Source organism: Anaerostipes rhamnosivorans, from assembly GCF_005280655.1.
GTDB classification, from domain to species: domain Bacteria; phylum Bacillota; class Clostridia; order Lachnospirales; family Lachnospiraceae; genus Anaerostipes; species Anaerostipes rhamnosivorans.
Map to the genome: position 1 here is coordinate 2,664,011 of NZ_CP040058.1, position 20,776 is coordinate 2,684,786.

A 20,776-nucleotide genomic window follows, 5' to 3' on the forward strand; every position below is an offset into this window, starting at 1 on the left:
TAAAAATTCTATCACAAATAAAAACCTTTTGCAAGGGTTTTTGACAATTAATTTGCGTTTTTTGAAAAAATACAGCCGCAGAAGCTTTGCCGGTATAACCCATACATTTGTGACAGCTCTACAGAACGTTTATAACCATTCTTTTTCTTAAAATCAGACGGCAGGAACTTTACATGAAACTGCTCCTCCATCTCCTGTCCGATTTCATTGAGCCATTGTGCGTTCTTCATCGGACTTATCGTAAGTGTGGTGGTAAAATAATCACTTCCCAGATCCCGGGCCGCCCTGGCTGCCTCTGAAAGTCTCAGCCGATAACAAATAAGACACCGTTTCCCGCCCTCCGGCTCCTTTTCATATCCCTTGACAGCTTCATAAAACTCTTTGGGACGAAACTCTTCTTTTATAAAGGCCACTTCCTCCGGGAATTCCATCTCTGAGATCAGGCGTCTCTGCTCTTCGGCTCTTTTTTCATATTCTTCTTCGGAGTCAATGTTGGGGTTATAGTAATATACTGTGATTTGAAAATACTTTGAGAGATATTCCAAAACGTAGCAGCTGCAAGGAGCACAGCAGCTGTGCAGCAAAAGAGAAGGCCTCTCATCCTGAAGCCCTTCTATGATACGGTCTAACTTTTTCTGATAATTTTCCTTCATCATTTCCACTCCTGTCTTTTATTATACACGATTTCCTACCTAATTCAATTAAGTACATCAAATATTTACAAATAACATTTGGTAATAAAATTCTATTGACAATTCATTCAATCTATTTTATTATTGTATTATAACATTAACACAAACAAGGAGGCACTTATGGGAAAGAAATTAGTTGCACCGATCATTATAACTATTTTTTCACTTTGCTTCATGCTATTTTATTATGGCCTGATTTTTGCTTTTATCCCTCTTTCATTCTGGATAAAAGCATTGATCGGTATTCTGCCTCTTTCTCTTGGCGGAGTCTCCATTTTTGTACTCGTTGAGCGAATAAAAGAGATAAGGAGTGGTGAGGAAGATGATCTTAGTAAATACTGATTACATTACAGGAAAAGAATTAGAAATGATCCAGCTGGTAAAAGGCAATACGATCCAGACAAAAAATGTAGGAAGGGATATCACACAGGGATTTAAACATCTGGTAGGCGGGGAGTTGACAGCCTACACTGAAATGATGAACGATGCCCGTGCTTTGGCTACCAAACGCATGGCTGAGGAAGCTGAAAGCCTGGGAGCGGATGCGGTTGTCAATATCCGTTATGCTTCCGCGGAAGTTATGGCCGGGGCCGCAGAGATCATGGCTTATGGAACTGCAGTGAAGTTTAAATAAAAAGATGCCCTGGCTTTATAGCCGGGGCATCTTTGAGCTAATCCTCTACTTTTATAGATGTTAGTATGTCCTCAAACTGCTTTTTATACTCAGAATCCTGATAAAACATAGATAAAGCAATAAGCTTACCATCTATATTAAAAAGAAAACCTTGGTATTTCATCTCTCCATTGTCATTTTCTGCGTCAAATGAAATGTACTGTCCTTTTAAATCATTCACTGTCTTGGCTTTAGCTTTTAAATTTGATTTATAGTAGGGGTTGTTTGCTTTGACAGATTTTAAATAAGCATCCAGATTTTCCTTTTTATTAATATCTAAATTGGGCAAATCAACTGTCTCTACTTGAAAAGTAACTACAACCTTTCCTCTTTCTTCTTTCTGAAAAGCACCCTCTGCTTCTTCCTCCATTGATTTCCAGCTCTTTGGAAGTTTATAGACCAGATCCGTTCCTTCCACACTGTACTGTTTTGTTTCCTCCCTTTTTGTTGACTTCTTTGTCCCACATCCTGCCATACTAAAAACTAATATAAATACAGTTAAAGCTAATAAAACTTTTTTCATTCTCTCTCCTCCTAAATGAATTGTTTTAAAGTTTTGTAACTTAATTACACATTAATTATACTTATATTACTGCTTTTATTCAATCTTTTTCGTGCAATTTTTTCCATATCCTCACGCTGGTGTCTACATCATCCAAAGCATTATGTCCCATCCCTTTTTTCGTACTCAATTGATCTCTGGATTTCAATGGATCAATTCCTGCGAAATAGAGCATACTGCTCAGATCTAGCAAGGGATAAGGTGCATCCCATTGTCTCCGTTCTCTGTCTGTCTCAACACATTTCAAAAAAAGCCTAGTCTCTACTGGAAAAGGAACATCAGCGATACAATAAGTTTTCTCTTTATATTTCATCCAAAAACTCCAAAAGCAATCCAGCAACTCTTCCTCAGTCTCAACTTGTTCATAATCTCCAAGGACCGGAATCACATTTTCTCTCACCCATTGGGTTTTAATCTCTTTCTGGTCTATTTTTCTTCCTATATAGAGAGAATCTATTTCCTTTCCTGTTTCATCTATGACAATTGACGCTACTGTCAAAAAGGAACCATATAACCCATCTGTCTCTGCGTCTACAAAAAAATAACGAATAGGAATCCCCCTTCCTCTGCGAGTATCGATTTCACATATTCAATTTTTATAATAAAACTATTTCATGCATTTTGCAATCACTTTACATAGATCTGGCATATGAGGCATTAAAGTTACAAGCAATGCTAGAAAACTAACAAAAAGGGCCCATTTGTTCCATCTAAAGCCTTGATTAATACTAGCGGCTTCATATGCAATGTTCATTTGATCCATCAGCATTTGCTTTTCTTTTTCAATATACAGTGCTTCTGCTATCATGTCATACAGTTCTATTCCCTGTTCCTGGCATGTCACCTCAAAAAACTGTAATTGATTTTGAAAAGCAATATAATCTTCCTGTAAATCTGTTAATTTCTTTGCTGCTCTACAATTCAATATGAACTTATGTTTTTTCAACGCATTTGAAAAAGCTGCGATTTTCCGCTGAAATGATATGATAGAACATCTCTGTGCAAGGCATAATGTGACCATCTCCGTATAAATGACTAAGAATGGATTAACAACTGGGGCATCTATGTCTTTGTCTGTTGTTGTCATACAAAAGAACGAATGATGAGTAATCGCATAAGCAGTCCCGTATTCAATCCAGCGATCATATAATTGTTTGTTTAAAATTTCTTCTCTCATCCGCTCTGTCGGACATGAAGTTTTATCTTGACGATCCACAAAAATCAATTCATACAACTCTTGTTTAAATTGATTGCATCCCGCTGTTTTTATTAATTGATTTCCACTGCCACAAAATTTTTCTTTTTGAAGGCATTTGGCAAAATAATCATCCCGGACCAGGCATGTCACGTACATCCTATCATCTAAAGCAGTAGCCAGATACCACTTTTCGCCTGATGAATATTTTTGATCCGTAAACTTTTTTTCGGCCTTTTTATAATTCAGTATATCAATAATAAAAGACGCTATACAATTATAATTTGCATATTTATGTTCATGTAAGATTTCATGGCTGCTTCCAAACTTTTTACGAAAATCAAAACTAAAGGTTCCTATATTCTCTATCGACACAGAAAGTAAGTCTGCACATATATCTGAATCCAAAAAAGGAGCTGTGATTCTTCTTCCGTATTCATTAATATCTTTTACCTCTTTAATTGAACCATGTTTTCTGTTCTCACACTCAAAAATTAAAATTCCAATGCCAGAATTAAAAATTTTTAATTTTATTGAATATAGATCCAGTTCATATACTTTTTTAATCATCTCATTGTTAAATTTTTCAGTTTTTTTAATAGTATAACACGCTTGTTGTCTCACCTCTTTTGTACAGAACTGATAATTATGTACTACTTCTGAGTCACCTCCAAAAATAGCCTGACAGACTGGAGTATGAAAATACTGATAAGCCTGATAAAGCCATATCCGACTTTTTTCGTCTTGTAAAGCAGGCGTTGTATTTACATTTGAAAAGTCTTTTATATCCGTTTTATCCCAATAATGGTTACTGTCAAAATATGATATAATTTCTTCTTGTTTTACTTTTATCCCTTCCCATATAAACGGAAAATAGAAAGTATGGTAGCTATATACTTCTTTTTCTTCATTCATGATATAACCCCCTGCTTTCAAATAACTTTTTCATTTCCTCTCCTTGATCTTCCATATTAAAAATAGAAATAAGTTTTCCAGATTCATTTATTTCTCTTTTCATCCTTATTCGTATTTTCATTCCCACATGAAAGAAGTCAGATAATTCGCCCTTTGTCTTTTCTACATTCAAAATATTTTTCTTTTTGACTATAGAATAATTTGCTTCTCCAATTCTACACTTTAATTGTCTTCCCTGGACCTCTATGACCTCAGCTGAATAAAGGTTTCCAGGTTTTAACTCAATTTTGTTTTTAACCGGCACCATAGATCCATAACCAAGATTTGTCTTTGCCCCAATCCCAAGTTCACACAAAAGCTTCTGATACAAATCCTTCCTGTTCTTTTCTGAATCTTCAATCTTACCCCCATCGCTCATTCTTATGTTAAATTCAAAGGTAATATTAGGCCGCACTTTCAGTATCGTAGTGATTGCCTCTGGTGATTTAAAAATACTCTCTGCCGGATTTTTCTTATTGATATGAGGAGTTATATTATCTGTATCTATAAACTTTCTTCCACATTCTTCTGCTTTTGTAATATAAGCATCAAAAAATAAATCCTTTTCTGCAAACTCCTTGTCCAAATCCGGTTCAAAAACCTTTTTCTCAAGCTCTCCCAGTTTCTGTTCTCCTCCGCTTTCATACTCCCACCCAAGCCATTTGCAGATTTCTTCCGGAAACTTCTTAAATCCTGATCGGATAATTCCCTTAATCGTGGATCCTGGAATATATGGATATCCGGTAACATAGTCCATTGACATTCCCATCTGGATATCTTCGTTTTTTCCTTTTGTTCCATGTGCGTTTCCAATCCCTATCAACAGGCCAGGAGAACAGGTTTTCAGCTGAAAAGACACTACCCCATGTAATTGTTTCAATTCGTCATAACTGTTCGTATGCTTTTTGAAATCTGAGTCAACTAATCGATCTTTACATGTCTTCATTTGATATTCAGCTTCCTCATCAGTTTTTAATAGACATTTATAATAATCAACCTCAAATAAATATTGAAGATTACTATTCGTTTTCTCCCCCATTATCTTTTTCTCCTATCTCCGCATCATCCTTCAGTGGATATAAATTCATTGCCAGCTTTAATGCAATCGAATAATTTATGACTTGTTCCTTTAATACAGCATATGTTTCACGATATTCAAGACCCTTACATCCTGACAAGGTCTCCTTTATATATTCCCAAAGAGTGCAATCCGGTTGATCCAGCTTTTCCTGTTCATTGATCATTATATAAATAGCTTTCATCAACTTTGTCCGGTCTACGGCTGCATTCCCTTTTTCACTATAAAAAGAGACTGCGGAAATTAAACTGCCCATTGATATGGATGCCCCGAAAGCTGAGATCTGAGATTTGTATCCCTTTAAGATCACTGGTTCTCCATTTATTTCTTCGACAATACCTATTTCATTCAAAACATCATAAGCCCGTGAAATGGCCTGATCTACCTTTCTCTTATTCACTTCTGTACTCCCCCTTCTAAACACGTGATCTTGGTATATCCATATCCCACAGAAGCACTTCCTCCAAACTGTACTATGTTATTGGTGACAATTTCATTGAAATAATCAAATTTGTCACAGTCATCCGGGTACAATACCGTCATATAAAACAGGCTCTCATGGGGTACGATCTGCTCGTACCAAAGATTTTTAGACGTTCCATTTTCCAGACGATTTCTTGCAAGAACCGGGAGATCAATACTTTGAAAGATGGATGAGGATGCGATAGCAAGATTATCAGTTAGTTGAAGTTCATCTGGGAACGTATTATTTATTATTTTCTTAACCGGATACCCTTCTATTTCGATAATTTTTGAAGATTCCATGACCGCAAAATCATAACCATTTTGAGGTATTTCTTTAAACAAATCTTTCTCATTTTTTTGAGATCCAAATATCTTCATATGTTCTATAAAGGAATGCAGGATTTCATTCGTCGTCACCATCGCATATGTAGCTTCTCCGCATGACACTCTCATAGGCCTTGCAAGCAGCTGTGCCTGCAGAAATTTAAAATGTCCTTCTTTTACAACCGGTCCGCCAAACTCATTGCCAAATATGTATTCTATTATTTCCTTGCTGACGTCCGTCTGTGTCCTAAAATGCTGAAGCAGAGAGCCTTTTATTCCCGAAGAATAAATGGCAGGATTTCCGGTAACCACATCTTTTTCTACTTCATTATCTATAATATTATAACTTTCTTCACCATTTCCCACATGCATGTTTGTTAAACACTTTAATAAATATACTGCTGTCTTCATTTGTCATCCTCCTCTAAAAACAATAGTTAAAACCAGCGGCCTGCAGCCCCGGATGCTGTATAATTTTCAGCAATTCTTTTTTATTCTCTGTATAAATCACACTTCCGGCAGAAATCATTTTAAACAAAGCCTCATCCTTTTTAAACCGCTCCCGGTAACTGATATTCTTTCCATCCTTTGTTGTCAGTCCCCGGTATTCTACTGTCTCAATCACAGAAAAATCCTGCAGTCCTTTGAATTTTTCATCAAAATGCGGCACATATGCATCTGATATAAAATATACAAGCTTATTTATATCCGTTTGAGCAAATACATTTTCCATATTCAGATACTGCATTAGCCCGTTCTCTTCTCCATCTACTTTTAAGAACGTTACCTGGAACATAGATTTCCCCTGTCCTATATAAGCCAGCATAGGTTTCTGTTGTTTCCAAAGTTCGGCTTCGGTTTTAACAAAACATCCAAAAGTAAAACACTGATCTTCGGTTTGCTTTAAATATTTATAACCTTTTTTAAAAAAGCCAGAGTTATCCGTACCGGCGGCTGTTCCTGTCTCTGCTTTCTTAATTCCAACCCTCGTATCTGTTCCAAACAATGTATCATGCAATATTTTCTTTCCAGAATCAAGATCTACAAAATCCTGTGTGATTCCTTTTTTCACATCAAACGTTTCTGGAAGTTTTATACAGCCTTCCGTTGTCTCGTAAGCCGTCTCTGATAACTGAAAAGGTGAATATATTAATTTCTCATTGTCGTGATTTTTAGGCATTGGCAGATAAATTGATTTTTTATCTTCCTTTTTGCTTTGAGCATGGATAAAAACCGGGGAAATCCCCAGGATCTTTCCATACCTTTCTGGTGGATCCTCCAAAGAAAAACTTCGTTCTCCAACCAACTGGTTATTTTCTTCTTTTTCTTCTTGAGTATAATCAAAATCAGATTTTACGTGTTTTAATCCAAGATATCTTAATGTTCCCAATATTGTAGATTGGGAAGGCATTTCCTTCGACTCAGCATAATATCTGATATTCCCTTTATCAAATCCAAAGGATCTTTCGTTCCCCAGAAAATACGGCTCTATGGGATGAAATAAAACTTTATAAACTGCCACTATGCATCACCCCTTTCTTCCTGGTAAAATTTCATGATTCGGATAATAGCATCTAAACATTCCAGAGCCTCTTGCTTATTCTGATTCAAACTTACAATCTCTTTTTTCTTTTCCAGATTATAAAACAACATTGTAATGTCTCTTATATACTTTCTTTCTTCTGTAAGCGATGCCTCCATATCATCCTTGCCCTTAATAAAAATACCCCTATGTCTGTTTGAAAATAAATTTTCCACCAAATTTTGTAGGACTTTTTCACTATCTCTTTTACTGCTCTTTTCTAATGCCATTTTTATTTCCTGTTCATGCAGGGCAAATTTTTGTGTCAACGAACGCAGAAACTTCTCATCTAAGTTCCTGATCTCATGAAACAATTCAAGCATCCGGAGATAAGTTTCATTCTTAGAGAATCTTTTTATAAAAATCCCATTTGCCTGCCCCGAATGTTTCATCAGCTCAACAGCAAGTCCGTGTTTATCTCCTTCCTTTGCCTTCATTAATAGCATATAGGCCCTATTTAGACTTTCATACAATGGATAACCTTCATGATGGATGGCAACCCCAAAAGAAACAGATAGTCCAGAAGGCATTCCATCTCCATCCTTTAAATATTCTTTAAATTCCGTTTTAAAGACTATATCTAATTCCTGTATCAGGTCAAAAATAGTATCCTGCTCTTTTCCCTCCAAAGGTGCCAGAAACAGTAAATCATCTCCTCCTGCATAAATGGTAACTCCTCCATATTTATGAATCCTTTCTGCCGCCTTTTTTGAGTATCGAAAACATGTCTTTGAAAATTCCCGGATAGCAGGATGTACTTCTTTTTCTTGAGAAAAATTTATTATATTTCTTAGTATTTTTGTTAAATTATCTCCATCAGACTGGACAAATGCATAATATTGATATTTCTTTTTTTTGAGTTTTTCAGCGCCCACTTCGTTTTTCGCAATATCGGAGATATTCTTAATCCTTCCATTTTCCATCAGCTGCCAGTTATCCCCCTGGACTGCATCTTTCACAAGAAAACTTTGTTTTATATAGAAGTTCTTCCCTTTCTCACTGTCACCATCCTCCTTTGCCTTTTCATTCAACATTCCCTGATTCACAAGCATTTTTAATATGTAGTTTTCGTTTTCCTTCGTGTTGACAGTTTTCATCAATTCCAGCGCATCCAATAGTTTCCCCAGCTGAAGAATCGGATTATCATTTTCCATGACGGATGCCTTGACTGCATGAATCTGCAGGCAGCTGTTCATAAACTTCTGGTACTTTTCTCTCTCCTCAGGATCACCTTTAAGGTTTTCATAAAATTGATCTGCCACTTTAGTTTTTATCCACTTTACGGAATCCTGAACTACTTTCATTTCGCCGGCTTTTGCTCTAAAAATTATACGGTCATGAAAAAGTCCCACACCCTGCGCTTCCTGCCGTATTTGTTTTGTTTCCTCATCCACTACAGGGCAGACAAATTCTGTTTCTTCTATCCCAGCTGCAATCAATTTTTCTGTTAAATTTCTTGCAATATATGAAAAAAAATAACTGGCTCCCCAAAGTCCCGCCGGAGATGATGATAACATCAGAGTATCCACAATAGGGCCAATCGTGATTCCTATGTAATCTGAACTATTTTGTATTTCCATCAGTTTATCTCCTTATATTAATCAATTTTTTCTAGTTTAAATTGTTTTTTGTTTTTACTATAGGAATCCAGCATATCTCTAACATCATACTGCCCTTTATCAGGTATTTTAGCCACGAATTTATTCTCTCCATTTTGAAAGATGATCTCTAAAGAATCTGCTTTTTCCTGGAGCTTATGGACAGCTTTCATATCAAACAATAAATATACATTTTTATAGTCGATTGCCGGAATAAAACGGATCGGAGAAGGAAATCTAAATTGAGGACGCTCTGTTCCATTTTCAGTTACTTTTAGCTTAAAATCACCTTTTTTAGGACGGAGATAGGAGTAATGTTCTGCAAATCCAAGTAATCCTCTGATATACCATATTTGTTCTTCTCCGTTTAGTTTTTCATTTTTTAATAGCATATCCATAGCATTTTTTTCATGTATAATGTTACCTCTTTCCTTATAATGATATTCATCCAGCATAAAAGATGGCTTTCCATTCAAACCACTTTTTATATCACAGTTAAAATTCTTAATCAAATCTAAACATTCTTTGTAGCAACTTTTTGTTCCTTTTAATTTGTAAAGCTGAAATCTAGGATTCTCTGAGCAAAGGAATGTTTTCATATATTTCTTGATCAACTGATCTTGCAAATGTTTATTTTCTTTTACTTCCTCTGTCAAAAAGTAACCATAACCTTTATCCTGCCTGAATCCAAATGTTGTGGTTGCCAAAAACTCCGGAAAAACATGATGGATTAACTCTTTTAATTCATGATGGCTGCAAAGAAATTCAATAATTAATTCCGTGCTATATGAATTGAATCTAGGATCTTCATTGGTCCAAAAGTATGCGCCATAGGCCGTATTTTTGTTTCTCTTATATGTCTTTAATTTATGTTGGTTTTTGACTAACTTAATTCTCAATTTATAATCATATGCGATAAGTTCCAGTTTTCTATCATTATCTTGCGCTATCCAACTTTCATCACCATAAGCCAACCATTTGTGTTTGATTTCTTTATCGTTCTTTTGAATATACTGGCTTATATATCGATCTAGTTTAGGTTTCATTTCCGTAGCACGGACAGTCCTTCCCGACTCATCTTTAAAATGGATTAACGGAGTCAGCTGCCATAATCTGAATTCAAGCTTGCTCCCATCTAAAATACTTCCACTCATCATCATTCCTCCTCTTTTGAAAAAAAGACAGAAATTGCACACTTGCAACTTCTGTCTAATTTTTTGGACGCAGAATATCCCTATTAAATTTGTAGAGTTTCATTATATTCAAGTAAATAGGAATCCTTTTTGTACTCCAATTTATTATACAATTATACCCACATAAATTTGAGATGTTCTGATCTATCATGTTTATCACTTAATCCCCATATCATTCTGTTTACATTTTATACAGGTTACAGCACATTATTTATCCTGCACCTCCTACATCCAACGGTAATTAACAAACCCAGCTCCGCGGGCATTGATCTCCCCCAGCCCAGTTCCCAATGTCATATAACTAAGCTCCTGAGACAATTCATTGTCCGCTACTTTGAGCGCAATCTTATCCCCCAGCAGCTTTATCTTCTTATAGGCAACTGCGATGGGCGCTCTGTTCTGTACTTGGATCATTCGGATAAACTCAAAATCTTCATCTATTTTTGTACTGCAAAAATTGTTATATTTCTTAATAAGATTTACCGTCAGCCTTTTTTCATATTCCTCCAACGAAAAAAATCCCCTCCAGTAGCGTTCTGCTTTGACAATCACCGGGGAGATAGAATAAATCGTATCTATAATTTTGTGTTTCTTGGGAATGATTTTATATTCACAGGTCAATGCCTGCATCTCTTCGGACCGCTCATTCTTTAATTTTCCTGAAAAAACTTCTGCAAGTCTTGGATCAATCGTGCGGATCGTGATCACATACACTTTGTCCTTCTTATATAGTTTGTCTTTTTCCAGTGGATATGGGTTGCCGAAAGAATAATTTTTGAATTGATTTGTCTCATGAAATTCCAGAAGTGCTTCGTCTCTGCTCAGGCAAATGTCGATCAGCGCAGCCGTCTTTTTTTGAACCGTATCTACAGGTATATCCTTTAATAAATATACCTTTAAGCGGACTTCAAATACTTGTAAATCCACTTTCCCACCCCTTCCTTTTGCTTTACCCTCATATCATGTGTGTTTTGATATGACTCATTAGTTTCCTTTATATATGAACCATTCTATTGTTCTATTTTACTATATTTTAGAAGGAAATACAACTTATTATAGGTTTTTCTAACAAAATATATCATTAAATCATATTATTAGAATATATTTAATAATTTCACATTTGGAATCCAGTCTTCGGGGTTGTCCATAAGGTACTCTAAAGTCGTTTCTTATCTCTCATTATATCTCTAAATGTAGACAGATTCAACGCTTCCGCTCAGATTTCCCGGACAATTAGCTTCTCAGTCATCCGGGAAATCAGGCTTACGTTCTCCAATATATTCTACAGCTATTTCCGGTCAAAATAAGGTGACTTGCCAAGAGCAGAAAGCGGTATCCCAAGAACAATTTTAACCTCCGGCCCAAGCAATCCAAGTGATAAAGCTCCCTTTCCTATGGAAAACATGATACGGTTATCCACTCGGTTCATGGATGCTGTGCTGACTGCTGATCCCAATGCAATTCCCAGATCGATGGGATCAAATACACAGACACTCTGGTTCTCGCGGCATCCCTGACAGTCTGTCTGATTACAATACCCGCAGCATTCATTCAGTCCTCTCTGCTGATAAGTTACACCTACTAAGACCACAGCCTGGCTTTTTCTTAAGTTTTCTGCATCTCTAATATAAAAATCCTGCCCTTGTTCTTTTCCCAATCTTTCTGTCTCATCCGCAAGGGCTGAAAGCTCTTCTCCGGTGACAACCGCCGTGTGGATAAAATCCAGCCCTCTTGTCTTCGGTGCGGTTCTGGCAGCCACGCAAATCTGCCTTGCGGCCTGAAGTACTCCTTCCATTTCTAAATCCTTTTCCTCATAAATCATCTTCATATCCTCCTATTTCCTGCAATTCTTCCAAGATCTCCAACAGGCTCTCTACCTGCGTTTCCCCCAGCTGCTGCCTGACCTCTGCCTGGATTTTATCCCACAAGGGTTCCGCTTTTTCTAAAAGCTCTTCTCCTGACGGCGTCAAAACTAATCTGCGGTTTCTTTCCCTGGTCTTAGAGATATCTTTTATGTAGCTGCTCTTTTGAAGAGGTCTTAAGTTTCTCACGAGAGTACTCCTCTCAAGCCTCATACTCTTAGCCAGTTCACTGACACTTGCTGATTCCAGCTTTTTAAGATGTGCCAAAGCTGAATATTGGTTTACCGTGATCCCCGCCTCCTTTAAACCGGCGTCATAATAGCTGGTCAGAGTATTGGCTGCCCGCCGCAGACGTATGCACACACATGCTTCCTTTTTCATTTCCGCCTCCTTTCCGTGTATATACAACAATTATATTTGAAAATCCTTCCTTTGTCCAGACATTCCTTCTAAATATGTTTCTTCTATATTAATATAACTATAAGCAGCTGCCCTATGGTTATATTTTCGACTCGCCCGCATATAGTAAAAAAAAAGGATTTTTTAAATGGCAGACAAAGGCAACTTAAAAATTCAAGTAAACTCTACCATTGGATATGTTCCGGTCCGGAATGCTACAATATCGATTTCCTACACAGGTGAATCAGATCAGATTCTTGAGCAGCTTAATACCAATCAAGACGGACAGACGGAAGAGATTGCACTGGATGCCCCTCCGGTAGAATACAGTCTTTCTCCAGGTGAAACCCAGCCGTATTCAGAATATAATCTGCATGTGACAGCACCTGACTACGAGCCAATTACCATTTCCGGAGCACAGATCCTGGCAGATACAAACGGCCTGCAGAATGTTAGCTTAATTCCTCTGGAAACGGCAGCTACGAACTTTGATAACATCGTCATAGGCCCCCATACTCTGTGGGGTGAGTATCCCCCTAAGATTGCGGAAGATGAGATCAAACCGGTTGATGAAACCGGTGAGATTGTATTAAGCCGTGTGGTTATCCCCGAGTTTGTGATCGTTCACGATGGGGCTATCGGTGACCAAACAGCGCAAAATTACTATGTCCGCTACAAAGATTACATTAAAAATGTGGCGGCCTGTGAAGTTTATTCTACCTGGCCCCGGGCGACCTTGGAGGCAAATATTCTTGCGATCATGTCCTTTACCTTAAACAGGGTTTACACCGAATGGTACAGAAACAAAGGACACGATTTTACTATCACTTCCTCCACAGCTTATGACCACAAGTGGATGAATGGAAAGACAACATATGATTCCATTAACAGCATTGTGGATGAGATATTTGCCAGCTATCTGTCACGGCCAAATGTGCGTCAGCCGATCCTGACCCAGTACTGTGACGGCAACCGGGTGTCTTGTCCAGAATGGATGACCTTATAGTAATAGCGTATTAACTTTTTTCTTCCTATTAAATATAAAAGCCCGGCTATACGCCGAGCTTATTTTTTATTCTTCGTCAGTAATGATAACAGTTTTATCACCGTTATTTTTAATTGTTATTGCTGCCGTTAAAGGGTCCTTTGAAATTCTATCCTTTGACAATGCGATAATGGCATCTTCTTTCTCCATTCCCGCGCTCTCATTTAATACTTTCATTCCTTTTTTCTTACACGCTTCTTTTAATGCATCTCTTTGTTCCTTTTCTGTATTCATATAACCTCACTTTCTTATAACAACTCTATACTAATAATTTTTATTGTTGTTTCTAATGGATCGTCTTTTCGCTCAATAATATCAAACACATAGTTGATCCAATCACTGTCGGTTAACTTGATACTATAAGATCCCTCCGGAACGTCTCCTATTCCGTCCCAGATTTCACCGAGAGTTACTTCCCCCCCTGTTCTACATCAGGAAGGTTGTTATTGTATTGATCTATTGTCTGCGCTTTTTCTACTATGCTATTCATTTTTCTACCTCCATATTTTCTTTTATCTTAACATGTTTTTTGTTCTTATTCCACATTGTCATAAATTATCTCTAAAGCCCTGATACTTTTTGATTTTAAATCTTCTGCACAGAATTGATTTTTTGTCTGAAATTCTAATATGCCTTTTATAAGCATTTTTTTATATTTTCTATGATCCATAATTTCTCCTTCTCCGGGAGAAAACCTCTCCCGGTCAGTTATTAAAAATCTCTATTTGATTGTCTTAACAACCCATGCTGAAAATTTTTACCATTCCCGAATCTAGATTTCCCATTCCAAATCCATACAAATCCTTCTGGTGCGGTTAATGCTCCGTTTAGTGCGCTCCATCCTTTCGGCATTTCGTTATAAACTAAAACATCCATTTCGTTTCCTCCCTTTTTATTTGATTTATTCGTTTCCTTTACTGTAATTACATTATACCATACGTACGTAATTAATTCTACTGACATTTTGCACAAATTTACGTACGTATTGTTGTTTATTTTTATTATGTACGTATAGTCTATTATGTGATAGTATGTATATGAAAGGATGTGATAAGGTGGCATACACTAAGGAACAAGGAAAATATAGCGTTGAATACGCAAAAAAGAAATTGAAAAGAATACCTCTCGATGTTCAGAAGGAGTATTATGATGAAGTAATTGTTAAAGAAGCTGAAAAACGTAAAATGTCAGTGCGGGCTTTCATTCTTTCTGCAATCGAAGAAAAAATCGAAAACAACAAATAAGCATTGACATTATTACGTACGTATAGTATAATAAAATTAGTTAAGGGATAACCTTTAACGAATCGCCGGGCAGGCGGAGAAAGGAGGACAAGATGGAGGAAATGACAAGACTTGAACTTCTTACCCTTCTATATTCCATACAAGCCCTTATGGACACCGGGAATACAGAAAAAGCAAAAGAGATTATCGAGAAGGTAATCAAAGAGGCTGAAAAACAGCAATAAAAAAGCCGGCAATATACCGGCTACATACGACAAATAAGAGAAGGGCAGTCCTGTCACTGCTCTTTTCTTAAACTCATTATATCATCCACGCTTTCAAATTTCCATCATCTTTTTATCGATTCCATTTTATACCACATTCGCGACACCCAAACATATGTTTACTTTTTTACGATATTGAGATATAATATCATCAAAAACAAATGTTCTATTTTCTTATGGAGGTATAATATGAAATTGATAAACATGTCAGATGATAAAAAGAATTTTTGGATCTGTGCTATTTCAGGGACGAAAAGATATGAAATAAAAGAAATTCTTTTATGTAAACAGGGGAAGTCTACTGATCATTCCGGAAAAAAATATAATTATGTAGAATACAAAATCCGGGTTTTGGTAAATAAATTTGGCACATATCGCACTTATAAAGCTAGATACATAATCAGCAAAAATAGTTGGTATATTATGGACAGCTGCGCTGAACTCATATCAGACCAAGAATGGGCAGCGAATAGTTATCAATTTAGATAATTTTCGTTTCTTCATCATTTGTATCCATGATTTTCCATGTCGACACATGGATAAATATGTTATTATATATAAAGTAAATAAATTACATAGGAGGAAGCATAAATGAGAAGTACAGGAATAGTTAGAAAGCTTGATGAGTTAGGACGTATTACGTTGCCAATCGAATTACGGCGGAATCTGGATGTGGCTGAGAGGGATCCCCTTGAAATTTTCACCGATGAGGATACTATCATATTAAAAAAGTATAACCCAGCAGACATCTTTACTGGTGAAATGGATAATCTCATTGAATACAAAGGTAAAAAAGTTTCAAAAAATTCTATCATTGAACTAAGCAAACTTGCTGGTTCAAGTATTGAAGAATAAATCTATTCCCAGGTGTTTTATCCTGGGAATTTTTTAGAATTAAAAAAGGCCGGGATCCCTCCCGGCCTGATCCTATCTTTTTCTGTTCTTGTACAGCGCCGTGCAGGTCTTCTTTCCTGCATAGCTGCCTTTCTTCCAGCCGAGTTGCCGCCAGTATGCTTCAAGTTTAGACTGCGTCCTGTGACCCCAGATGCCGTCTGTCACAATATTCTCGCCCGGAACCAGGCTGTTTAATTTGCCTTGCAGCCAGCGAATTGCATTTTTGCCGGAATCCTTTTTTACCGCTGTGTACTTCTTTGCGGCAGATTTAACACCGATTGCATTTTTAAAATCGGACCAGCATGAATTTGTTGCGCCGGCCCATGGCTCTGGGCAGGCTTTCCCGTTTACGTCCCAATGTCGAATTACATGTGATGCTGGAACGCCATATTTCTTCATTAGAAATTTGACCAGTTCGACTGTCTGCTCCCGGACATTCCCCGGCACCTTCCCGGCACTGTTGCACATCTCTATAGACAAGCTGTTTGCGTTCGTGCATTTTTTGTAATAATTTCCCGCTGCCCCAGACGTAGAATAACACCCACCCACGGACCAGGCCACCCGGTTTACTGCTACAGACTTATAGATGTACTTTCCGCCATCGACAAAATAATGTGCTGACGCTCCCCTGGATGCACCCTGGAAGTATTTACAGTTGTTTAAAGCCGTATCGCCGCTATTCCCGGTGTAATGTATTACGATATAATCTATATCCTTTGTGCTTCTTTTGCCGCCGTAGTTGCTTTTATGAGCAAACTTCTTTTTAAATTTTAATGACATTTGCTTCTCCTTCCCGAAAAGAAAAGAGGGCGATTATTCGTCCTCTCCCTCCTGATCTTTATTTACCATTTTATCCGCAACTTCAAGCCCTTTAATAAGGATTGCAGGAACATTAAATCCAGCTTCAACGAAATTCTCCACAATAGATCGAATCTCATTTACAAGGAGTGACGCCAGGACAAACCATCCCAGTAATGTAGTAATACCAAGGTCAACTCCAATTACTTTTCCAATTTCTATAAACACTGCACTAGATCCGAAAGCAACCATAATCATCAACCAGTATCCCAACTTCTTTAAAACACCTTTCCACCCCTCTGCAGAGTTCTCCCTTCCTGCCATACGGCTTTTCATCCACCCGGTAAGCCAATCAACTGCATTCAGAGCAAAAAAAGCAACAAATAAAATCCAGTGTTCTCCTAATATATAGCTTAAAATCGCCACCGCCGCTCCTGTAACCGCATTATAAGTATCAATGATGTTGTTTCCCATTTTCTTCATGTACCTCACTTTCCTTTCCAATTATTTATTTCATTATTCGTTTATTGCATAATAAAAAGACCGTTTCCGGTCCTGCTCGTATCTCCATTTTCCCTCCACGTTGCGATATCGCAACAAAAAAGAACCTTGCGGTCCTAAACTAAATTCCTATTTACTTCGCAAACCATCCTGACCAGGATCCGTTAATTTTAACTCGTGTATATAAACCTCCATTTAAATTCCCCATACAAAGCACTTGTGAATATCTTCCACCTGCCGCAAATACTATTCCATAATAATTTTCTTTTCCCGGTACATCACAACCTCCATAGTTATCGTAACTATTTATGTAAAAGATAAAATTTCCATTGTTTTCATCAAGTGAATCTATTATTTTTCTATTTGTTGGTAGTACTTTGTATGGAAGTGATTCCTTAATCTTATTTAAATTTAAATCAGTACTATTTAAATCCGCATTTAGTTCGGAAACCTGCTCTTTTAGACTTTTTTCTACCGAAACATAAGATACACGTGATGCGGTGTCGTAAAAAGCAATCTTCTCTTTTGCATTTACAACTCCAGTCATATCATCTAGCGATGCAATAAAAGATTTTGCTGCTCTCCCGTCTTTCGTTGCGAAAATGTATCTTCCACAAATGATAAAGAATAATCCATTTAAAAATTCTATTTGTCTTGTTACCGTTTTGTCTAAAAACGATGTGTGCTCCCACATTCGCGTATCTGTCGAAGTGTATATATTTCCATCCTGCGTGACAGCAAGGAACTGTTTTCCGGCATACCGTACACTTGTAAAATTTAAGTTCATAAAATTTTCATCACCATTATTTGATATTTTTTTAAGTGATCTAAACTCATCATTGGAAAAACGCAGTCCTTTTGTAGTAGATATCACATAAGTTCCATTTCCATATGTTATATCCGTAATCCCTGACATGGAAGATTCATACAAAGGGCTAAAAGCTGGTGTGCTTATATTATTCAAAATTTCGAACAAATGACCTTCTTCATCAATCACAAAGTAACGTCCGTTTACTTCATTCATACCTTTGATTACAACCCCTGGACCGTTTACATTTTGCCAATCTCCTATTTCCGTCGTTTCAGATATATAGATACCCTTATCAGGCGGACCACAAACAATAAACTTCCCAGAGAGAAATCCGGCAACAAATTCTCCGGAAAAATTCTCGTATGTACGGCTATTCCAGGCCTCACCATTTTCGGATACGCAATATCCGTTTTCCGTCAGTGCTAAATACTTACTGTTTCCATAGATAATGTTACTCTTTATTATTGGAATATCTGTTTCTTTCTCTAATTCTACTGTATAAGAAGGAAACAGGTCATGTTTTACATCTTCCATGTCCATTTTGTTTTTCCAAACTGTATTATCTAAGACCCTAAAACTTCTCGATATCTCTTCGCCATCCACAAAATCCTCTTCGGACTGCTGTGTCAGCTCTAAATGCTCTGTATACTTTTTTTCTGCCATTACCTCGCCTCATTTCTCATGTCATACCATGTTTTTAATTTCAAATCTTTCCATGTTATGTTCTTATATTCTAACCATTGCCGGTACCGAAGCATAATATCCATTTTTATATTAAGAGGCACGATTGTTTCTAGCAATTTTACAAACTCATCATACATTGCTCGTTTTTTAAGTTCTAAGCGACACATCATTTCCTGAGTGTCATTATCTATAACAATCGTATAATTTCCTTTACCTAATAGATTATCCATACGGTTAATAAGGTCACGGAATGTGTATGGATAGCTGTCATACCATTTAATCAAGATACGGAACCTTCTGTCCTCAAGAGATTCCGTATCTTTTGGATTCACTTTTAGGATTTCTTCTCTTCTCTTTATTCCATTTTCCGTAGATGTTGTAATATTCGTATCTTGATCAGCCGTTTCTATATGTCCAAACAGTTTTTTTTCTATAATGTCACCTTTGTCATAAACAGCCTTGATCTCATCAATCGCTATCACACATTCAGGGTATTCTAACTGCATATGATATCCCCCTGTATAGGTATTACATTTTCATCAAGTGTTATATTTGAAGTAAGACCGTTTAATTTTATTTCCGTCACATCCTGGACTCCTTCAATGTTAAATATTGCATTTTCAACTCCTGCTTTCCTTACTACAATATTATCTTTTTCTATCCAGTCTTTTCTAAGCAAAAGAAAGTATTCTGAAATTGCACTCTCGATCTGACTTTTCAGATCTTCATATGCAAAACCAACGTCAAAAATTAATGCCATATCAAGATTAATCTTTACTTCTACTACACCATTAATCAAAACGGAATGGCCAATCGGAGCAATCCCTATTCCATCTCCATTATTTTGTAATGGATCTACTGCCTCCTGTACTCGCTGTATGACATCATCATCCGGTCTTTCATACGTAGAAGAAATCACATACACAGGGATGGTTCCTCCCTCTCTGCGATATACTTTTACTCCTCCTACACCCTCGATCTTTCCTATCTCCTGAATGTAGTACGCTCTATTGCCCGCAAAAGGTTTAATTTCAAAACTGTCCAGTAATCTCATCCGATATGATTCTTCATCCTCCTCTTCGCTTCCAGGTTCAATGAGTTCAACCAACTCGGCTGTTTCCAGACCGTCAATATCATCAAGCGGTGTTAATTCTCCTAGCCACCCGTTTGGATCCGTCCCCGTTTCTTCGCATTCCAGCTTGTACGTATGTGTTATATCGTCAATCAATTCTGTAACGATATAATCATAATCGTCTCCGGAAAACTCGCTTCCGATTTCTATCGAAATATTAAATTTTCCTTTGAAAACTGCTGCTGTTGCTTCTTCTATATAAATACCTTTTTCCTGGCCAAAGAGTACAAGATGATCCAGATCAGCCGTATCCGGATAAATATTTTCATATACTGCGGCCAGTTGAAGATACGCTTCTTCCAGCTGTGCTGCACATTTTGAACAAGCGTGGTAAATTAAACTCCCTTCAGAAGTATCCAGACCGTCCGGCATATCTTCCATCATAAGTGCAATGATATAATCAAATGTCATTTCTTCATACATTGATATCAACTCCCTCCTTTCCATAGTCCGTAATGATCGCAAATGTAATTTTAAGTGTGCTTTCCTGCCTTTCTATCTGAAGGTTCTCAATCCCAGTGACATAAGGATTCTCTGACACGCATTCCGATATCAAACGATTGACTTCTGATTCTATGTATTCGTCCGAATTATTCGATCCGATTAATTCTCTTAATTCGCTTCCATGCTCCCATGAATACTGGTAATACTTGTATCTAGGAATCAATAAGGCAAGATAGCACCATACAGCAATAGCCTTTGACCCTTCAACAATTTTCCCGGTCAGCTTTCCTGTCGTAAAATCGACCTCATACTCTTTTGGATACCACTCTTCTTCCTCTTCATTAATATTCTCTTCTTCTGTATCTTCTTCAAATGGAAACATA

General features: G+C 37.1%; 29 protein-coding genes. 7 read left to right on the forward strand and 22 right to left on the reverse strand.

Features of this window, described 5'->3' with window-relative positions; all coding sequences use genetic code 11:
- Positions 1-47: 47 nt before the first annotated feature.
- Entirely contained in the window at positions 48-656 is a 609-nt protein-coding gene (locus AR1Y2_RS13190) for an epoxyqueuosine reductase QueH (RefSeq protein ID WP_137329376.1), read from the reverse strand.
- Positions 657-812: 156 nt separating this feature from the next.
- On the opposite strand from AR1Y2_RS13190, the gene AR1Y2_RS13195 reads away from it, so the two are divergent.
- Positions 813-1,034: a hypothetical protein gene (locus AR1Y2_RS13195; RefSeq protein ID WP_137329377.1), complete on the forward strand. Its 222-nt coding sequence runs from the start codon at positions 813-815 to the stop codon at positions 1,032-1,034.
- A complete protein-coding gene (locus AR1Y2_RS13200) occupies positions 1,015-1,326 on the forward strand; it encodes a YbjQ family protein (protein WP_137329378.1) in 312 nt (103 codons plus the stop codon). The genes AR1Y2_RS13195 and AR1Y2_RS13200 overlap by 20 nt, the downstream gene beginning before the upstream one ends.
- Positions 1,327-1,363: 37 nt before the next feature.
- Here the strand turns inward: AR1Y2_RS13200 and AR1Y2_RS13205 are convergent, their stop codons facing one another.
- The 12 genes from AR1Y2_RS13205 to AR1Y2_RS13260 form a co-directional block, all read right to left on the reverse strand.
- Positions 1,364-1,888 (reverse strand): PsbP-related protein, encoded by a 525-nt coding sequence (locus AR1Y2_RS13205; RefSeq protein ID WP_137329379.1) that lies wholly within the window; start codon positions 1,886-1,888, stop codon positions 1,364-1,366.
- A 79-nt stretch (positions 1,889-1,967) separates the two neighbouring features.
- Complete coding sequence (locus tag AR1Y2_RS13210; protein ID WP_137329380.1) at positions 1,968-2,327, reverse strand: hypothetical protein; 360 nt, start codon at positions 2,325-2,327, stop codon at positions 1,968-1,970.
- 207 nt (positions 2,328-2,534) lie between these two features.
- Positions 2,535-4,037, reverse strand: a complete 1,503-nt coding sequence (locus AR1Y2_RS13215) for a hypothetical protein (RefSeq protein WP_137329381.1) — start codon at positions 4,035-4,037, stop codon at positions 2,535-2,537.
- A complete protein-coding gene (gene cmr6 / locus AR1Y2_RS13220) occupies positions 4,030-5,115 on the reverse strand; it encodes a type III-B CRISPR module RAMP protein Cmr6 (protein ID WP_137329382.1) in 1,086 nt (361 codons plus the stop codon). Before cmr6 ends, AR1Y2_RS13215 begins: the two co-directional genes overlap by 8 nt.
- A complete protein-coding gene (locus AR1Y2_RS13225; protein ID WP_175403647.1) occupies positions 5,096-5,554 on the reverse strand; it encodes a type III-B CRISPR module-associated protein Cmr5 in 459 nt (152 codons plus the stop codon). Before AR1Y2_RS13225 ends, cmr6 begins: the two co-directional genes overlap by 20 nt.
- Positions 5,551-6,354 carry a type III-B CRISPR module RAMP protein Cmr4 gene (gene cmr4, locus AR1Y2_RS13230; RefSeq protein WP_137329384.1) on the reverse strand — a complete coding sequence of 268 codons (804 nt, stop codon included), beginning with the start codon at positions 6,352-6,354 and terminating at the stop codon, positions 5,551-5,553. The genes AR1Y2_RS13225 and cmr4 overlap by 4 nt, the downstream gene beginning before the upstream one ends.
- Before the next feature lie 13 nt (positions 6,355-6,367).
- A complete protein-coding gene (locus AR1Y2_RS13235) occupies positions 6,368-7,465 on the reverse strand; it encodes a type III-B CRISPR module-associated Cmr3 family protein (RefSeq protein WP_175403648.1) in 1,098 nt (365 codons plus the stop codon).
- Positions 7,465-9,105, reverse strand: a complete 1,641-nt coding sequence (gene cas10, locus AR1Y2_RS13240) for a type III-B CRISPR-associated protein Cas10/Cmr2 (RefSeq protein WP_137329386.1) — start codon at positions 9,103-9,105, stop codon at positions 7,465-7,467. Before cas10 ends, AR1Y2_RS13235 begins: the two co-directional genes overlap by 1 nt.
- Positions 9,106-9,122: 17 nt before the next feature.
- The gene (locus tag AR1Y2_RS13245) at positions 9,123-10,283 is read right to left on the reverse strand and encodes a hypothetical protein (protein ID WP_175403649.1); all 1,161 of its coding nucleotides are present in this window, start codon (positions 10,281-10,283) and stop codon (positions 9,123-9,125) included.
- 258 nt (positions 10,284-10,541) lie between these two features.
- Positions 10,542-11,243 carry a CRISPR-associated endoribonuclease Cas6 gene (locus tag AR1Y2_RS13250; protein ID WP_137329388.1) on the reverse strand — a complete coding sequence of 234 codons (702 nt, stop codon included), beginning with the start codon at positions 11,241-11,243 and terminating at the stop codon, positions 10,542-10,544.
- Positions 11,244-11,604: 361 nt separating this feature from the next.
- Positions 11,605-12,138, reverse strand: coding sequence for a ferredoxin domain-containing protein (locus AR1Y2_RS13255; protein ID WP_137329389.1), 534 nt, complete (start codon positions 12,136-12,138; stop codon positions 11,605-11,607).
- Positions 12,128-12,559 carry a MarR family winged helix-turn-helix transcriptional regulator gene (locus AR1Y2_RS13260; RefSeq protein ID WP_137329390.1) on the reverse strand — a complete coding sequence of 144 codons (432 nt, stop codon included), beginning with the start codon at positions 12,557-12,559 and terminating at the stop codon, positions 12,128-12,130. Before AR1Y2_RS13260 ends, AR1Y2_RS13255 begins: the two co-directional genes overlap by 11 nt.
- A 166-nt stretch (positions 12,560-12,725) precedes the next feature.
- Here AR1Y2_RS13260 and AR1Y2_RS13265 point away from each other — a divergent pair, with 166 nt between their 5' ends.
- On the forward strand, positions 12,726-13,583 hold the full coding sequence (locus AR1Y2_RS13265) for a carboxypeptidase regulatory-like domain-containing protein (RefSeq protein WP_137329391.1): 858 nt from the start codon (positions 12,726-12,728) through the stop codon (positions 13,581-13,583).
- A 66-nt stretch (positions 13,584-13,649) separates the two neighbouring features.
- Here the strand turns inward: AR1Y2_RS13265 and AR1Y2_RS13270 are convergent, their stop codons facing one another.
- The 3 genes from AR1Y2_RS13270 to AR1Y2_RS17825 all read right to left on the reverse strand — a co-directional run bounded on the left by AR1Y2_RS13270 (position 13,650) and on the right by AR1Y2_RS17825 (position 14,498).
- Positions 13,650-13,856 (reverse strand): phosphoheptose isomerase family protein, encoded by a 207-nt coding sequence (locus AR1Y2_RS13270; RefSeq protein WP_137329392.1) that lies wholly within the window; start codon positions 13,854-13,856, stop codon positions 13,650-13,652.
- A gap of 301 nt (positions 13,857-14,157) precedes the next feature.
- Positions 14,158-14,292 (reverse strand): hypothetical protein, encoded by a 135-nt coding sequence (locus AR1Y2_RS18175; RefSeq protein WP_282432085.1) that lies wholly within the window; start codon positions 14,290-14,292, stop codon positions 14,158-14,160.
- 41 nt (positions 14,293-14,333) lie between these two features.
- Positions 14,334-14,498, reverse strand: coding sequence for a hypothetical protein (locus tag AR1Y2_RS17825; protein WP_175403650.1), 165 nt, complete (start codon positions 14,496-14,498; stop codon positions 14,334-14,336).
- Positions 14,499-14,677: 179 nt separating this feature from the next.
- Here AR1Y2_RS17825 and AR1Y2_RS13275 point away from each other — a divergent pair, with 179 nt between their 5' ends.
- The 4 genes from AR1Y2_RS13275 (at position 14,678) to AR1Y2_RS13285 (ending at position 15,984) form a co-directional block, all read left to right on the forward strand.
- Positions 14,678-14,866 (forward strand): hypothetical protein, encoded by a 189-nt coding sequence (locus AR1Y2_RS13275; protein ID WP_137329393.1) that lies wholly within the window; start codon positions 14,678-14,680, stop codon positions 14,864-14,866.
- A gap of 92 nt (positions 14,867-14,958) precedes the next feature.
- On the forward strand, positions 14,959-15,090 hold the full coding sequence (locus AR1Y2_RS18180; RefSeq protein ID WP_282432086.1) for a hypothetical protein: 132 nt from the start codon (positions 14,959-14,961) through the stop codon (positions 15,088-15,090).
- Positions 15,091-15,318: 228 nt separating this feature from the next.
- A complete protein-coding gene (locus AR1Y2_RS13280; RefSeq protein ID WP_137329394.1) occupies positions 15,319-15,618 on the forward strand; it encodes a hypothetical protein in 300 nt (99 codons plus the stop codon).
- Between the two features lie 102 nt (positions 15,619-15,720).
- A complete protein-coding gene (locus tag AR1Y2_RS13285; protein ID WP_137329395.1) occupies positions 15,721-15,984 on the forward strand; it encodes an AbrB/MazE/SpoVT family DNA-binding domain-containing protein in 264 nt (87 codons plus the stop codon).
- 72 nt (positions 15,985-16,056) lie between these two features.
- Here AR1Y2_RS13285 and AR1Y2_RS13290 read toward each other — a convergent pair whose 3' ends face one another.
- From AR1Y2_RS13290 to AR1Y2_RS13315, 6 genes are all read right to left on the reverse strand, one after another.
- Entirely contained in the window at positions 16,057-16,803 is a 747-nt protein-coding gene (locus AR1Y2_RS13290; RefSeq protein ID WP_137329396.1) for a peptidoglycan recognition protein family protein, read from the reverse strand.
- Between the two features lie 33 nt (positions 16,804-16,836).
- Entirely contained in the window at positions 16,837-17,304 is a 468-nt protein-coding gene (locus AR1Y2_RS13295; protein WP_137329397.1) for a phage holin family protein, read from the reverse strand.
- Positions 17,305-17,455: 151 nt separating this feature from the next.
- Entirely contained in the window at positions 17,456-18,796 is a 1,341-nt protein-coding gene (locus AR1Y2_RS13300; protein ID WP_137329398.1) for a hypothetical protein, read from the reverse strand.
- The gene (locus tag AR1Y2_RS13305) at positions 18,796-19,323 is read right to left on the reverse strand and encodes a putative phage tail protein (RefSeq protein WP_137329399.1); all 528 of its coding nucleotides are present in this window, start codon (positions 19,321-19,323) and stop codon (positions 18,796-18,798) included. The genes AR1Y2_RS13300 and AR1Y2_RS13305 overlap by 1 nt, the downstream gene beginning before the upstream one ends.
- A complete protein-coding gene (locus AR1Y2_RS13310) occupies positions 19,314-20,372 on the reverse strand; it encodes a baseplate J/gp47 family protein (protein WP_175403651.1) in 1,059 nt (352 codons plus the stop codon). The genes AR1Y2_RS13305 and AR1Y2_RS13310 overlap by 10 nt, the downstream gene beginning before the upstream one ends.
- Entirely contained in the window at positions 20,365-20,775 is a 411-nt protein-coding gene (locus AR1Y2_RS13315; protein WP_137329401.1) for a DUF2634 domain-containing protein, read from the reverse strand. Before AR1Y2_RS13315 ends, AR1Y2_RS13310 begins: the two co-directional genes overlap by 8 nt.
- Between the last annotated feature and the right edge of the window lies 1 nt (position 20,776).